At 39.6% G+C, this 15,758-nt stretch carries 19 protein-coding genes; all 19 read left to right on the forward strand.

All coding sequences use genetic code 11. The features are described 5' to 3' along the window. The first annotated feature begins 3 nt into the window (after positions 1 to 3). The 19 genes from IHV10_RS01870 (at position 4) to IHV10_RS01960 (ending at position 15,704) form a co-directional block, all read left to right on the forward strand. Positions 4 to 183 carry a 4-oxalocrotonate tautomerase gene (locus tag IHV10_RS01870; RefSeq protein ID WP_197127064.1) on the forward strand — a complete coding sequence of 60 codons (180 nt, stop codon included), beginning with the start codon at positions 4 to 6 and terminating at the stop codon, positions 181 to 183. 214 nt (positions 184 to 397) lie between these two features. After that, positions 398 to 1,294, forward strand: a complete 897-nt coding sequence (locus IHV10_RS01875; protein ID WP_197127065.1) for a manganese catalase family protein — start codon at positions 398 to 400, stop codon at positions 1,292 to 1,294. An 87-nt stretch (positions 1,295 to 1,381) separates the two neighbouring features. Then, on the forward strand, positions 1,382 to 2,203 hold the full coding sequence (locus IHV10_RS01880) for a sensor histidine kinase (RefSeq protein ID WP_197127066.1): 822 nt from the start codon (positions 1,382 to 1,384) through the stop codon (positions 2,201 to 2,203). After that, positions 2,200 to 2,835, forward strand: a complete 636-nt coding sequence (locus tag IHV10_RS01885) for a response regulator (protein ID WP_197127067.1) — start codon at positions 2,200 to 2,202, stop codon at positions 2,833 to 2,835. The genes IHV10_RS01880 and IHV10_RS01885 overlap by 4 nt, the downstream gene beginning before the upstream one ends. A 119-nt stretch (positions 2,836 to 2,954) precedes the next feature. Continuing rightward, positions 2,955 to 4,328: a PepSY-associated TM helix domain-containing protein gene (locus IHV10_RS01890; protein WP_197127068.1), complete on the forward strand. Its 1,374-nt coding sequence runs from the start codon at positions 2,955 to 2,957 to the stop codon at positions 4,326 to 4,328. A 28-nt stretch (positions 4,329 to 4,356) separates the two neighbouring features. Next, entirely contained in the window at positions 4,357 to 4,998 is a 642-nt protein-coding gene (locus tag IHV10_RS01895) for an SCO family protein (protein ID WP_231618104.1), read from the forward strand. Positions 4,999 to 5,213: 215 nt separating this feature from the next. After that, positions 5,214 to 5,495, forward strand: a complete 282-nt coding sequence (locus tag IHV10_RS01900; protein ID WP_066391923.1) for a DUF3817 domain-containing protein — start codon at positions 5,214 to 5,216, stop codon at positions 5,493 to 5,495. Between the two features lie 399 nt (positions 5,496 to 5,894). Continuing rightward, positions 5,895 to 6,521 carry a flavodoxin family protein gene (locus IHV10_RS01905; RefSeq protein ID WP_197128156.1) on the forward strand — a complete coding sequence of 209 codons (627 nt, stop codon included), beginning with the start codon at positions 5,895 to 5,897 and terminating at the stop codon, positions 6,519 to 6,521. Between the two features lie 16 nt (positions 6,522 to 6,537). Then, on the forward strand, positions 6,538 to 7,821 hold the full coding sequence (egtB, locus tag IHV10_RS01910) for an ergothioneine biosynthesis protein EgtB (protein WP_197127069.1): 1,284 nt from the start codon (positions 6,538 to 6,540) through the stop codon (positions 7,819 to 7,821). Continuing rightward, positions 7,818 to 8,783: an L-histidine N(alpha)-methyltransferase gene (egtD, locus tag IHV10_RS01915; RefSeq protein WP_197127070.1), complete on the forward strand. Its 966-nt coding sequence runs from the start codon at positions 7,818 to 7,820 to the stop codon at positions 8,781 to 8,783. The genes egtB and egtD overlap by 4 nt, the downstream gene beginning before the upstream one ends. Positions 8,784 to 8,941: 158 nt before the next feature. Continuing rightward, positions 8,942 to 9,913, forward strand: coding sequence for a ring-cleaving dioxygenase (locus tag IHV10_RS01920; RefSeq protein ID WP_197127071.1), 972 nt, complete (start codon positions 8,942 to 8,944; stop codon positions 9,911 to 9,913). A 224-nt stretch (positions 9,914 to 10,137) separates the two neighbouring features. Beyond that, positions 10,138 to 10,872, forward strand: a complete 735-nt coding sequence (locus IHV10_RS01925) for a peptidoglycan-binding domain-containing protein (protein WP_197127072.1) — start codon at positions 10,138 to 10,140, stop codon at positions 10,870 to 10,872. A gap of 108 nt (positions 10,873 to 10,980) precedes the next feature. Next, entirely contained in the window at positions 10,981 to 11,922 is a 942-nt protein-coding gene (locus tag IHV10_RS01930) for a VanW family protein (protein WP_197127073.1), read from the forward strand. A 53-nt stretch (positions 11,923 to 11,975) separates the two neighbouring features. Beyond that, positions 11,976 to 12,839 carry an MBL fold metallo-hydrolase gene (locus IHV10_RS01935; protein ID WP_197127074.1) on the forward strand — a complete coding sequence of 288 codons (864 nt, stop codon included), beginning with the start codon at positions 11,976 to 11,978 and terminating at the stop codon, positions 12,837 to 12,839. 14 nt (positions 12,840 to 12,853) lie between these two features. Beyond that, positions 12,854 to 13,624 carry an alpha/beta hydrolase gene (locus tag IHV10_RS01940; protein ID WP_197127075.1) on the forward strand — a complete coding sequence of 257 codons (771 nt, stop codon included), beginning with the start codon at positions 12,854 to 12,856 and terminating at the stop codon, positions 13,622 to 13,624. 14 nt (positions 13,625 to 13,638) lie between these two features. Beyond that, positions 13,639 to 14,097, forward strand: coding sequence for a GNAT family N-acetyltransferase (locus tag IHV10_RS01945; protein WP_197127076.1), 459 nt, complete (start codon positions 13,639 to 13,641; stop codon positions 14,095 to 14,097). Between the two features lie 27 nt (positions 14,098 to 14,124). Continuing rightward, positions 14,125 to 14,877: a sugar phosphate isomerase/epimerase family protein gene (locus IHV10_RS01950; RefSeq protein WP_197127077.1), complete on the forward strand. Its 753-nt coding sequence runs from the start codon at positions 14,125 to 14,127 to the stop codon at positions 14,875 to 14,877. Positions 14,878 to 14,891: 14 nt separating this feature from the next. Next, the gene (locus tag IHV10_RS01955; protein WP_370629635.1) at positions 14,892 to 15,299 is read left to right on the forward strand and encodes a GNAT family N-acetyltransferase; all 408 of its coding nucleotides are present in this window, start codon (positions 14,892 to 14,894) and stop codon (positions 15,297 to 15,299) included. Positions 15,300 to 15,311: 12 nt separating this feature from the next. Continuing rightward, positions 15,312 to 15,704 (forward strand): VOC family protein, encoded by a 393-nt coding sequence (locus IHV10_RS01960; protein ID WP_197127078.1) that lies wholly within the window; start codon positions 15,312 to 15,314, stop codon positions 15,702 to 15,704. Positions 15,705 to 15,758: the final 54 nt, after the last annotated feature.

The following is a 15,758-nucleotide window of genomic DNA, read 5'->3' on the forward strand; positions in this document are numbered from 1 at the left end:
GTTATGCCAATCATTCAAGTGCATGTAATAGAAGGACGAACAGATGAACAGTTGAGCACCTTGATGGAACGATTAACAGTGGCAGCTGCTGAATCATTGGATGTAAAAAAAGAACAAGTCCGCGTGCTGATCCAAGAGGTCCCAAATAAGCATTGGGGAGTTGGCGGAAAACCGAAGTTTTAAGAACGGGAGTTGAGACCCTTTGCTAAGCAAAGGGTTTTTCTTTTAGGGATACAAGTGGTTTGTGAGCGATTCTTGAGATTTATGATCGATTCCGGAGTTGGTGCTCGTATCTTGTCCCTTTCCTTCATCTCATCGATATTCAAAATTAACCAGCATAGTACAATCTTGACATCACATACCCTTAAACGACATGCAATCGTGAGGAGGGAGCACTATGTTTAAACGCTATAACCGGCTGGCGATCGAACTACCAACACCTACGAATCCTGATGCGAATGCGGCCGCTGCGGTTCAAGAATTGCTAGGCGGTCGTTTTGGTGAGATGTCGACACTTAATAATTATATGTATCAATCTTTTAACTTTAGAAAAAGAGGGAAATTAAAACCGTTCTTTGATCTCGTCTCAAGTATTACTGCAGAAGAATTTGGGCACGTTGAGCTTGTTTCACATACCATTAATATGATGATCTATGGCACGACACATCCAGGTGATGTCAATGATGCGCCAATGGCAGCTGCTACTGACAAGAGGAACACACAGCATTTTATTGGGACCGCACAAACATCCTTCCCTTTTGATTCGATGGGGAAAGCTTGGAACGGTGATTATGTGTTCAGCAGCGGAAACTTACTCCTTGATCTCCTGCACAACTTTTTCTTAGAGTGTGGAGCCAGAACACATAAGATGAGAGTTTATGAGATGACGAGTAACCCTGTTGCTCGAGAGATGATCGGCTATCTTCTTGTACGCGGTGGTGTGCATGTTTTGGCATATGCAAAAGCAATCGAGATGGTTACAGGTGTCGACATTAAGAAGATGCTGCCAGTTCCTGATCTAGAGAACTCAGCTTTTGAAACGACACGAAAGTTTGAAGCAGAAGGCGTACACCGAAAGTTATATACGTTCAGTGATACCGATTATCGAGATATTGCTTTAATCTGGGCTGGTCAGCATCCGCTAGGAGGACCACTTGAGACGGTAATCGGTGCTCCAGAAGGTGCCCCAATGCCTGAATTGCGCTCCATCTCAGAAGAGTTTGCTCCAGGCATCTCTCATGAAGATTTTATGCAGATTGCTGAAAGACTGAAGAAGAATGCAGGAATAAGTTGATCGACCGGCGTACAATACGTCGGTTTTTTTTATGGTATGATTTATTATGTTTATAGAATTTGTAAGAAATGAAGGGAAGTCTGGCAGATGACATACAGACAGATTAAATGGTTGATCCTGCTTATTCCAACGATTTCAGTTGGTTTATGGGAATACGTTAGACATACGGTTCTCTTGCCTTATATATCCATGAACACGGGAAACTGGCTCTCTGCCATAATTGTATTTCTTGTTACGCTTTACTTTTTGAATATCTTGTTTGGAAGATTAGAGAGAATGCAGCAGGAGCTTCAGAGAGAACGTTCTGAGAAAGCAGTCTTAGAAGAGCGGGAAAAAATTGCGAAAGAGCTGCATGATGGCATCGCACAGTCTTTATTTTTTCTCTCTGTTCAAGTGAACAAGCTGGGTAGTGAATTTAGTAAGGATGATAAATCGTATAATAAGTTAAAAAAAACGTTGCAGTACATTCATGACGATACTCGAAGTGCCATTCAAAATCTACGTAGCGTTCCGGCAGAAGCTGATATTTCGTGGACACGAGCATTAAATGCATTTTTTAATGAAATGGAGAGTCAGCATGACTTAAAGATTCATCGAGAGTGGCGTTTAAAAGACGATGATCTTACCTCAAAGGAAAAAATTGAGCTGTTTGCATGTGTACGAGAGGCAATTATCAATGTTATAAAACACGCTAATACGAACGAAGTATGGTTGAATACTACGACTACTCCAAAAGGATGGATCTGTACCATTGTAGATAAAGGATCAGGATTTGATTCACAAGAGCCAACGGACGGCTTTGGTCTGAAAATTTTACAAGACAGAGCTTATTCTATGGACTGGAAACTAAGGATCGCCAGTACGGAAGGAAAAACAACGGTTACGGTTGAAAAGGAGGAAAATGCATGACGACACAGCCTATTCGTTTATTAATTGTTGATGATCATCATCTAGCACGAGAAGGAGTCAAAGAGATTCTTGAGGATCAGACCGAGTTTGAAATTGTGGGTGAAGCCTCTAACGGTATACAAGCCGTAGAGAAGACTGAAGCTCTTATGCCAGATCTTGTTCTCATGGATATCTCTATGCCTAAGATGAATGGTTTTGAAGCGACTAAAGAAATTAAGATGCAGTTTCCAAACGTAAAAGTAGTAATCATGACGGTTTCTTATGACATTACGGACTGGTTTGAAGCTTTAAAGCGTGGTGCACAAGGATACCTTCTTAAAAATTTGAACACAGAAGATATGCTGAACGGATTAAAAGCATATGCGATGGATGAAATACCGATGTCGAAAGAGATGGCTTTTCGTATATGGAAGGAATTTAAGAAGGATGGACAAGCTGAGCAATCTCTTTCTTTAAGAGAGCAGGAAGTGTTGCAGTTGGTAGCTAAAGGACATTCGAACAAGGACATTTCAAAAGTACTTACTATTTCTGAGAATACCGTTAAAACACATATGAAGAACATCCTAGGAAAACTGCATCTAGAAAATCGTGTACAATTAGCGAGTTATGCTTACGACAATGGAATCGTTTAACTTCCAATGTCATACAATTGACACATTTTTATTTTCGTAATCACCCTTTAGAGTGATTACCATTTCATGCTTGTTGTTTATACTTTTCCATATTGAGTACGAATAAGGAGAAAATAATTATGCAAGCAACAGCTTATAAGTTACCAGAAAACAATGAAAATCCATCGAAAAAATCCAATAGTCTTTATCAAACTTTTTGGAGATGGCATTTTTATGGCGGAATTATCTTTGCACCTTTTTTAATCTTACTTGCCATAAGTGGCGCACTATATTTATTCCAAGCTGAAATTGAGACGATGATCTACAAAGACAAGATTATTGTTCAAAAAGGCGATCAATCTCTTCCGCTCTCACAGCAGATCGACACCGTTAAAGCAGAGTACCCAGAAGCTGAAATAGGTTCGGTCAGACTTCCGAAAGAAGATAATCGAGCTACTTTAGTAAAAGTGATCGAAAATGACGTTGTTACACAGGTTTATGTAAACCCATACACTGCATCAATAACGGGAACCATTCTCGATGAAGATCATTTCAAAAACGTTGTAGCCAAACTGCACAGCGAGTGGATCGTTGGTGGAACATTCATCAATAGATTCGTTGAACTGGCTGCATGTTGGACGATCATCATTTTAGTAACGGGGCTTTATATTTGGTGGCCAAGGAATAAAAAGACATTCATGGGGACGATTTTTCCTCGTCTGAAGAAAAATGGCCGCATGTTTTGGAGAGATCTTCATGCAGTTACTGCATTCTGGCTATCACTGATGATCCTAATTCTTATTGTAACGGGTCTGCCATGGTCAGGTGTGATGGGAGAACAGATCAACAAGCTGGCGACGAATGCAAAAGCGGGATATCCAACTTATGCGTTCATGGCACCAACAGCAGAAAAGACGACAGATGAGATCGCAGAAGATATTCCTTGGGCAACGGAGAACAACCCTGCTCCAGCTTCAAAAAAAGATGACGGATCACTCTCTGTTGATCAAGTGATGTACTTAGCTCAAGAGAACAAGATTCAAAAGCCTTACACGATTTCAATGCCAGTAGGAGAAGATGGAGTATTTACTGTTGCTTCTTCAAGAGATAAACCTGAAAATGAAGCTACCGTTTATTTTAACCAGTATAACGGTGATATCGTAGAGGATGTAAGGTTTAGCGATTACGGATGGATGGCTAAAGCTATTTCAATCGGAATCGCACTGCATGAAGGTCATTACTTTGGTCTGGCTAATCAGCTTTTAGGAGCAATAGCTGCTCTAGGCTTAGTTGCAATTGTCATCTTCTCACTTATCATGTGGAAGAAGCGTAAACCTTCCGGGAAATTGGGAGTGCCAAAAAAATCAGACAAAAAATTAAAGCCGTGGATCATTATCCTTATGGTCATAACAGGTATTGTTATGCCACTTGCAGGTATATCTTTCGTCTTCGTATTCTTACTTGATCGTTTTGTTATACCAAGAGTAAAGCCACTACAGGCTTGGCTATCATAATATAAATTTTATTAGAGGTGAACTTATTATGAAAAAAATGATGATAATTTTCGGTCTAGTGCTGACGATGGCAATCTTATCAGCATGCGGTTCAGGCGGATCAAAGGACGAACACGAGAATCATAAGAACCACGAACAACATAATAGCGAAAGCAAGGAGACGTCTCAGTCATTAGACTGGGACGTTCAGTCGTTTTCTTTCAAAGACCAAAACGATGCTGAATTTGGATTGGAAGACTTAAAGGGAAAAGTGTGGATGGCAAATTTTATCTTCACGAACTGTACAACAGTTTGCCCGCCGATGACTGCACATATGGCTAAACTTCAAGGAATGGCGAAAGAAGAGAATGTGGACGTAGAATTTGTTTCTTTCTCTATCGATCCAAAAAGAGATGATGCTTCAGCATTAACGAAGTTTGGTGAGAACTATGACGCAGACTTCTCCAACTGGCACTTTCTTGGAGGCTATGAACAGAAACAGATTGAACAGTTAGCAAGAGATTCATTTAAAACACCTGTAGTAGCTGATCCTAACTCAGATCAATTCATTCATGCGACTGCATTTTTCTTAGTTAATAAAGAAGGAAAAGTAGTTTCTAGATATGATGGAGTAGAGAATACGCCGTACGAAGAGATCATTGCAGATATGAAAAATAGACTGAAAAAATAAAGTAGCTGTATTACATAGTGAAAATATAGCAAACACCCTAGTGGAATAACGAAAAGCGAAGGAAAAGAAAAATAGTTTGGGGTCTGACCCCAAACTATTTTTCTTTTATTCATTTGTTCACACAATAGTTATGGTTTGGAAGTCTAACTTCTACCTACTTATGATAAAACTAAAGATAGAATCGTCATTATGTGATAATGGAGGTATATTCATTTATGAATCCGATAAAAACGTTAAAAACAGTAGGTTATCTTGAAGGTGCTTCGTTCTTGATCCTTCTTTTCATCGCCATGCCGTTGAAGTATTTCTTAGATCAGCCGATGGCCGTATCAATTGTTGGTGCCCTTCATGGTCTATTGTTCGTTCTCTATATTCTCGTCATTCTATATGTGTACAACGTGAAGAAGTGGCCGATCATGCGTGCGTTCTTGGCGCTAGTTTCTTCTGTCTTGCCGTTTGGCCCGTTCATTTTCGATCGTAAGTTTTTAAAAGATTAATACTGTTAGATGGGAGCCTGCTTTCACAGGCTCTCTTTTTTTGTTAGGTAAAAAAGATAGAAGAGATGTATCAGGATTTGTCGAAAAGTCTATATTTTTCAATTTAGACTTAATTATTTTGATTTAGACTTAATTATTAGCAGATTAGACTTAATTACTACTGATTCCGACTTAATTAACCCGCCACACCTAAATCACACTCGTGGGTGTACTTTCCACATGTACACTTAGCCTGATATTGTACTCCTCAGACACAACTACCCCCCATTAGAATAAAATCTCAATAAAATCTTAAAACCAAACCGTTCATGTTAAGAATTCGTTTAAATTGTTTTAATTTTCTAATTTTCGGCTATTTATACTTTAATATGGTTTTTAACAAGGAGGGACAAGCTTGTGATTAAAGCACTACTACTTAATGCGTCTCTTAAAAGTGGTGAAGAAGTCTCCAATACGGAAAGTTTGATGAACGAAGCGGTGCATATTTTTAATAAGAACAACATAGATACAGAGATGGTAAGGCTTGCTGATTACAGAATCGCACATGGTGTTACGGCAGATGAAGGTGATGGCGACGAGTGGCCTGAGATTTTTGAAAAAGTGAAGGCGGCTGATATCCTCATTATCGGTACACCTCTATGGCTCGGTGAAAAGAGCAGCTTAGCAACACAAGCAATCGAGAGGCTGTACGGTGCGAGTGGTATGACAAACGAAAAAGGCCAATATATATTTTATAACAAGGTGGCAGGTGTAGTTGTGACAGGTAATGAGGATGGAGCGAAACACGCGAGTGCATCCATTCTATATGGCCTGTCTCATATTGGATTTACACTACCACCAAATGTGGATACATATTGGGTTGGTGAAGCAGGTCCAGGGCCTTCCTACATTGAAGCGGAAGGCAACAAAAATGATTTTACGATGCAGCACAATAAAATAATGACGTACAATCTGATTCACTTTGCAAAGCTATTAAAAGAACATCCTATTCCGACAGAAGGCAATGTGGTAGAAAGCAACAGCTAATAAAGGGAGGATATTTATGGCCATCGATCAAGTAGCAGTGGAACGATTAAGTGAGCAATTCAGGGGAATTAGGTCATTATCTGAAAAACTGGCATCAAAGCTTCAAAATGAAGATACGATTATTCAGGCGATGCCAGATGTGAGTCCACCAAAATGGCACCTTGCGCACACGACGTGGTTTTTTGAACGTTTCATCTTAAAAGAAAAGAATCTTTCATACGTTCCCTTTAATCCAAAGTTCGATTACCTCTTTAATTCCTACTATGAAACGATCGGTTCTTATCATCCTAGACATTCTAGGGGCGTATTGTCCAGGCCATCAATGGATGAAGTCTATGCTTATCGGAACTATGTTAACGAAGAAATTTTGAGTCTGCTTAGGGACTATGGCGATCAGCTCCCTAAAGAGGTTGAAGATTTGATCGAGATCGGTCTTCAACACGAACAGCAGCACCAAGAACTTCTATTAACAGATGTAAAATATAACTTCAGCTGCAATCCGATGCTGCCATCGTACACAGAACCTTCACTCTCAAACAAATCAACAAATACAGATCAAAAATCGCAAGTTACTGAAATTAAGTTTGAAGGGGGACTCGTTGAAATCGGTTTTGCAGAAACGGGGTTCTCATTTGATAATGAACGGCCGCGTCACAAGGTTTGGTTGGATGCTTATCAGATATCTTCCCATCCAGTTACGAACGGAGAATATCTTTCTTTTATTGAAGCGGGTGGATATGAGCAGCCAGAGCATTGGTTGTCGGATGGCTGGGCAACAGTCAAAAAAGAAAAATGGAAACATCCCCTTTATTGGCGTAAAACCGAGGATGGTTGGTACACGTTCACGTTAACAGGTGAAAAGAAATTAAATCTTGATGAACCCATCTGCCACGTAAGTTTTTATGAAGCGGATGCTTTTGCTAGGTGGAGTGGAAAAAGGCTGCCAACAGAAGCAGAATGGGAGCATGCAATGAGTTCCATCCCAATAGAAGGGAACTTTGTTGAGGATGAATCGTTTCATCCGGTTGTCGGTGAGTCTTATTCAAAATCACCAATAAAAAAAGCTTTTGGAGATGTATGGGAATGGACCAGTAGTCCTTACACTTCTTATCCTCAAAGTAAACCACTCGAGGGTGCGCTCGGAGAATATAACGCTAAGTTCATGTGCAATCAGATCGTTTTGCGTGGTGGATCGTGTGTAACATCAAAGCTGCATATTCGACCTACTTATCGCAACTTTTTTCAAGCAGATAAAAGATGGCAGTTCAGCGGAATTCGCTTAGCGGGGGACCTCTCATGAAAACGGTAAGATCGAATGTTCATTATCATATTGGAAACGAACCTGAAACAGATATGTATAGTGAGGTACTACATGGACTCCAAAGCGAAAAGAAGTTCATTTCACCCAAGTACTTTTATGATAAAAAAGGTTCTGAGCTGTTTGAAGCGATTACGATGCTTACAGAATATTATCCGACCAAAACGGAGCTGCTTCTATTAAATAAATTTAAAGACGAAATGGCCAATGCAATTGGAAGGGATACAGCACTCGTAGAGTTTGGAAGTGGCAGCAGTGAAAAGGTGAGGACGCTTTTAGAGGCGATGCCTGAACTTAAAGAATATGTACCGATTGATATCTCAAAAGATTTTCTGTATCAATCAGCACGAGCGCTTTCTATAGAATATCCTCATCTAGACGTTCATGCGGTTTCTGCCGATTACACGGATAAGTTTGAGCTACCAGAGCTCACATCTAAACGGAAAGCTGTGTTTTTTCCAGGATCTACTATTGGAAACTTTGAGCCACAAGAAAGAATGAATTTTCTAAAGATGACAGCCGATTTTCTTCAGCCAGATGGCGGCCTATTGATCGGTGTAGATATGAAAAAGGATCATGCTGTTTTGAATGCTGCTTACAATGATAGTAAAGGGATTACAAGTCAGTTCAATACAAACCTACTAAACCGATTGAACAGAGAACTTTTGGCAAACTTTGACCTTGAAAAATTTCAGCATCATGCTTTTTATCATGCAGACAAAGGCAGAATTGAAATGCACCTTGTTAGCTTGTCAGATCAGACGATCACCATTGGTAATGAAAAAGTCTTCTTTAATGAAGGTGAGACTATTCACACTGAGAATTCTTATAAGTTTACAATTGAAGAGTTTCAAAATATGGCAAGAGAGTGTGGGTTCACACCTAAAAAAGTATGGTGTGATGATAAGAGCTGGTTCAGTATGCATTATTTGGTTGTAGAATAGACTCGAATGGACTCCTTCATTAGGGGTTCCTTTTTTGTCCAAAACCTTTTTCTTCCTCAGCAGGTTTACGTTCATAAGTACGTGTCAAAGCATTTTATTGGGCATTTTTATAGCAAAGGGAGATAATAGGGGAAAATGGCATAGAAGAGAGGTTAATCATGAATTTAAAAGGAATTCACCACGTTTCTGCGCTTACTGCAAAAGCACCTGAAAACTTTAAGTTCTATACAGAAGTAATGGGATTAAGACTGATCAAGAAAACTGTAAATCAGGATGACACTAGCGTTTATCATTTGTTTTATGGGGATGAGAAAGGAAATCCAGGAACGGAGCTTACGTTTTTTGAAATTCCGATGGCTGGAAGAAACCATGATGGGAACAACAGCATTTCCGCTATCTCGCTTCGCGTAAATAATGATGATGCTCTTCACTATTGGCAGGGTCGTTTAAAGGATCATGGAATCGAAACAGAAGGTATTAAAGATCGGGCAGGTCGAAGCACACTGGCGTTTAGAGATCCTGAAGGTCAGAGGATGATCTTAGTTTCTGATGAGAACAACAGAGGGGTTGTAGGTGGTCAGCCTTGGAGTAAGAGTACAACACCAAAAGAACATGCAATTGTTGGGCTTGGACCTGTTAGGTTAACAGTTCCTGCAGCTGAACCAACTATTGGAGTGCTAACAGAACTATTAGGTTTTCGGAAAAAGGGAAGCTATTCACCTGAACTGGCAGGTCAACCTGATATTGTTGTATTAGAAACGGGTGAAGGTGGAAGTGGTGCCGAAATTCATGTAGAAGAACGAAATGACCTTCCCCAAGAACGACTTGGTCGGGGTGGCGTGCACCATGTAGCCTTTAGAGTAGATAATGAAGAAGAACTTCGTGATTGGATTGAAAAAGTACAAACATCTAGGTTTCCAAACTCTGGATTTGTGGATCGTTTTTATTTTAAGTCTCTCTATTTCCGTGAACCGAACCGAATTCTATTCGAACTTGCAACAGACGGTCCAGGCTTTGATACGGACGAAGAATTGGAACATCTAGGAGAGTCACTTGCATTACCTCCGTTCTTAGAGCCTCATCGTGAGGATATTGAAGCGAAATTAAAACCTCTCCAAACAAAACAATAAAATTTTCTTTGCCTGAATCTTAACGGATTCAGGCATTTTTGTTTGAAGTAATGTTTTCCATTAATACAAATGAGCGACTTTAGGGGTTACTACAACTGTTGAGGCACGACAAAAGCTGAGTTATTGAAATTATTTTTTGAGCAAGAACTGGTCATAAAAAATGCAATTTGGGAAAAATTAAAAAGCGTTACAACAATAAACAAAAATGAAGGAGATGTCACAAGATGTATTGGCAAAAAAATGCAAAGAATATTTCAAAATATGTGAGTGCTTTTGTATTGGCATTAGCACTACTTTTAGGTACTTCAAATGCAGCTTCTGCAGTTGGGAAGAATGCGAAGGGTCCAGATGTTTACGCAATTCAATCCATGCTTAAATCCCTAGGAAGTTACTCTGGAAAAATAAATGGTTACTATAACGCATCAACGGTTAAGGGTGTAAAGTATTTTCAAAAAAGTCACGGACTACCTGTAACAGGATCTGTTGACGCTCGTACGTATCAATCCATTCTGTACGCTTACTCTTCGTTAAAATTACCTAAAGTTCGCCAAGGCGGCGGAGCAGGTCAAGGCGGCGGAGCAGGTCAAGGCGGCGGAGCAGGTCAAGGCGGCGGAGCAGGTCAAGGCGGCGGAGCAGGTCAAGGCGGCGGAGCAGGTCAAGGTGGCGGAGCAGGTCAAGGCGGTGGAGCAGGCCAAGGTGGCGGAGCAGGCCAAGGTGGCGGAGCAGGCCAAGGTGGCGGAGCAGGCCAAATTGAACAAGGTGAAGGTCAACAGCAACAGCAAGAAGAAGGACAAGAGCAGGAAGGTCCTAAGCAGATGGAAGAACAAAAAGGTGAGACTCCACAAGCACCACAAGCACCTAAACAAGATATGCAACAAAAAGATTCAAAACAAGGTCCAAGTGTTCAACCTGGGAAAAGCAGCCCATCACCAGGAATGAAAGATAATGGAAAAGACTAAAAGTATAGTATGAAAACAAAATTTTAAATGAAAATAACAAAGAGGTCAGCTCCCGTGATCTCTTTGTTTTTATGAATAAGAGAAATAATTAATCGGAGTGATCGATAAATGTTGCAAGTATGGTTAGCTGGACTGCTTTTATTATCAACAACTGGTCAACAAAGCGCTGAAACATTAATAGTGAATCAGGAAGGGCAAAAACTTGCAGAAGTAAGTCGCAAACAGTTCGAAGGCTCTATACCTGGATTTCCAATGATTGATGACACAAAATATAATCAATTTGTTGATCTGCTTGATAAGAGATCATACAAAGCGCCTGTTAACGCTAAATTAAATGATTATGGTGCTATCATACCTGGACAAGTAGGTTATAAATTAAATCGGAAATTATTTAAAGAAAAGTTCTACACCTATTTTTTTGAAAACGGACCAAAAATGATAGATGTGCCAGAAATGAATATTTATCCTAAAGTCGATACGGAAGTACTGGCGCATATTAAAAATCAGCAGATTGGGCAATACGTTACATACTTCAATTCAAATAATAAAAGCCGAACAACAAATATTGAGCTTGCTGCCAAAGCGCTTGATAGTCATGTTGTTTTTCCAAATGAGACGTTTTCATTCAACCAAGTGGTAGGCAGACGAACGACTGCAAAAGGATACATGAGAGCACCAATCATCGTTAGAGGTGAATTGTCAGAAGGTATTGGGGGAGGAATCTGCCAAGTATCCTCCACATTGTTTAATGCTGTAGATCGTGCAGGACTAAAAATCGTTCAACGTTATTCGCACAGCAAACGTGTACCATACGTACCATCGGGTAGAGATGCTACCGTCAGTTGGTATGGACCCGATTTTCAATTTCAAAACAAATACAATCAGCCTATCCTTATCCGGGCTAAGCGCTATGGAGGAAGTTTAGTCATTAAACTCTATTCGTCTGAAATCCTTGATCAGAGAAAAAGGACAGTACCGAATGCACCAACTCATATTCCTGAAGAAATTAAGACTGAACAGAATGTGCATCTTTCTAACCCTAGCAGATAATATAAAGTACAATAATGAAGTAACATATGTGTTTGAATAGGGAGTTGGATCGTATGCAAACATTAGAAAAACTAACAGAACGTTTTTGGTACCAAACACCTGTTTCAGAGACAGATCGTCCTATTTTAGGAGCTGTTGTGGGAAACGAAATGACTTTGATGATTGATAGTGGAAATTCAGAGAATCATGCAGAGTACTTTTTAGATGAGTTGCGCAAAAAGGGTATCAAAGGACCGAGTTTAGTCGTCATCACACATTGGCATTGGGACCATATTTTTGGATTGCCCGCGCTAAACATTCCTTCTATTTCTTCGGCAGAAACAAAAACAAAAATGCAAGAACTCCTTCCATTCTCTTGGAGTGATGAAGATCTGGATGAAAGAGTCAAGAAAGGTATTGAAATCGAATTTTGTGCAGAAGCCATAAAAAAAGAATTTCCAGATCATCGCAACATTAAGATAAAGCTGCCAACGATTACGTTTCATCAAGTATTGGAAATCGATCTAGGTGGTGTAACGTGTGTTCTTCAACATGTAGGAGGAGACCATACAACAGATTCGATCATTGTGTACATAAAGGAAGAAAAAGTTTTATTTTTATCGGATTGCCTCTACGCAAATATGTATGCACCTAAAAATAACTATACGGTAGATCGAACGCTGAAACTGTTAGATCAATTAGAGTCCTTTGACGCAGATTTTTATATTTTTTCTCATTGGAAAGCTGCGACAAAGCAAGAGTTTCAAACTGAAACATCCATGTTACGAAGTTTCGCTAACCTTACGAAAAAGTTTGAAGGTAATCAACAAGCTATTGAAGAAGAATATAAAGTCCAGGTCAAACGGGAGATAACTGAAGATGAACGTGAGACCTTACAGTTTTTTGTTAACGGTTACAGTCTTAACTTGCATAAATAGAATAGGAGAGTATGATGTTACAAGAATTTAAAGTGACTATTGAACAATTCGGGGGAATAGAAAGACAGATCCGGGTGTGTTTGCCCTGCGATTATAGTGACAGACAAGACCATTATCCTGTGCTGTATATGCATGACGGTCAAAATCTGTTTAATGATGAAGACGCCAGTTACGGTGTCTCGTGGGGTTTAGCTGATTATCTAAAGAGGAGTGAAGCACCCCTTATCATTGTTGGAATCGACTGTAATCATGAAGGCTTCGAGCGTTTTAATGAATACGCACCATGGGAAAACCCGACAGTAGGACCTGAACTTTTAAAATGTGAAGGGGTGTATGGAGGAAAAGGAGCCGCATACATTGAGTTCATTCTTCATACCCTAAAGCCGCTGATCGATGAAAAATACAGAACAAAGACTGACGAAACATTAATGGCAGGCAGTTCGATGGGTGGTCTCATATCGACGTATGCAGCTTGTCGTTACCCTCATGTATTTAGCAGGGTGGCAAGTCTATCTTCCGCTTATTGGTTCAATCAAAACGAGATTGAGAGCTTGATCGAAGAAAGTGAACTCACGAGTATAAAAAGATTTTATATGGATGTTGGAACTGAAGAGGACACATCAAAAGTGGACGCCACGCATTACATCCGGTCCTCTGAAGAGGTTTATGAAGTCTTTAAGAAAAAGAACGTCGACCTGAAATTTGAATTAATACAAGATGGAAAGCATCATGAGAGCGCATGGCGTGAAAGAATGCCTCAAATCATTGATTACCTGATGAAGTAAAGGGGAGATAGACGTTGATCACATTTGAAAGAATGGACAATAAGCAGTTTAAAGATTATATGAAGTTTATGCTGCCTGATTATATTCGTGATACAGCTGAACATTATAAGCTAGATACAGAGCTAGCTACTGAAAAAGCAGAGAAACAAATGGAACAACTGCTCCCAGATGAGGAAAAAACAGAAGGACAGCATTTATTTCAAATCAAAAGCGATAAGGAACTAGCAGGCTACCTTTGGTTTCATGTTTCAAAAGAAGAGAAAAAAGCTTTTCTTTATCATATCTTTGTGAAGGATGCATTCCGTAAACAAGGGATCGCACAAGGGGCTCTTCGTTTTTTTGAGAATGAATCAAAAGATGAAAGAGCTGATTATGTTGGCCTTCATGTCTTTGGTTCGAATGAACAGGCAATTGCACTATATACAAAGCTAGGCTACAAACAAGCATCCATATCGATGAACAAAGTTTTGTAAACGTTATAAAAAGGGAGAGAGATAAACATGAGAAAAATTGGATTGCAACTGTACTCCATCCAACAAGAAGCAGAAAAAAATCTACTAGGTACACTAGAAAAAGTGAAAGAAATCGGATATGACAGTGTTCAGTTTGCTGGATTGTTTGGAATATCTGCTAAGGATGTAAAAAAAATATTGAACGAAAATGTTTTAACCGTTGCTGGAGCTCATATTCCTCTTCAGCAATTTTCGGGAGACGCATTTAAAAAGCAAATGGAAGATCAGCTTATCTTAGAGAACGATTTAATGATCATGCCTTACTTAACAGAAGATCAAAGAAAATCAATCGATGATTACAAGCGTGTAGCAGAAGTGTTGAACGAAGCAGGATTTAGAAGCAAAGAGTATGGGATACGTGTGGCATACCATAATCACGATTTTGAGTTTTACGAGCTTGATGGAAAGATGCCGTTCGATTTGCTCTATCAAGAAACAGATCCTGATTTAGTAAAGATGGAGCTCGACACGTATTGGGCAAAATATGCGGGGTATGAGCCAGAAGAGCTGCTTAATAAGTATCGCTTCCGTTGTGTGTCACTACACCTGAAAGATATGGTAGAGAAAAACGGTCAAAAACAGAGCACGATTGCGGGAACAGGAATGCTTGATATCGGTAGCTTCTTACGATTGGCAGATGAACAGAAAGTGGATTATTGTGTGATCGAGCAAGAACATTTTGAAGGAGATCTTCTTTCGGAAGTAGAAAAAGGTGTGCAGAACGTCAAAGCACTTTTATAGAGGAGAACCCAGTCGTGGAAGATATAACGTTTGCTCTTTATATAGAAAAGGTGCATTTTGAAAGAATTCAAGAGTTGAACAAAAAAGAGAATTGGACGCAATTAGTTGAAAGATATGAAGAAACCAAACAAGCATGGAATAAGTCTAATGTAGCCTATGTCATGTTAAAGAATGAAGAGTTAATAGGTTATATTCGAGGGTTGACAGATGAACACGTAACACTCTATATATGCGAAATGCTGATATCAAAGCCTTATCGAGGACTAGGATTAGGTGGAAAGCTGTTGAACAGCATTCAAGAAAAGTATCCAACAGCACGTATGGAGATGCTGGCATCACGAACATCACACACTTTTTATGAAGGGCAAAACTTTAGATCTTTTTACGGATATCGAAGAACGTATGAAGAATGTAAATCTTAGGAGGCGTTTTATATGAGTGAGAAAGTAAAGAGTATCTCTGTTATACAGAGCCACGTTAACAATGTATTCGTACATGTTACTGATTTGAAAAGATCTGTAGAGTGGTATGCAGATCTGTTGGGTGTAACGATTGATTCAAGTGAAGTACAATCCCCTGTACATAACATTCCCGTGACAGGACAAACTGGATTATCACTAGATGATCATACGTTTGACCCGTCCTTCCACCGGACGCCTGGTTCAGGTCCTATGTTTAATGTATTTGCACCAGATATTGATGCAGCTTACAAAGAGCTACAAGAAAAAAACATGAAAGTCATTAAAGAAATTCAGTGGCATGGTGAAGTGGCTTGGTTTAATGTAGAAGATCCAGATGGAAACGTAGTTATGATTTGTAATTGCTAACAAAATTAAATGTTTAGTAACTGGCCCTTACTAGCCTTCCTTGGTACTAGTAGG

The sequence above is a fragment of the Fictibacillus sp. 5RED26 genome (assembly GCF_015903895.1).
GTDB classification, from domain to species: Bacteria; Bacillota; Bacilli; order Bacillales; family Fictibacillaceae; genus Fictibacillus; species Fictibacillus phosphorivorans.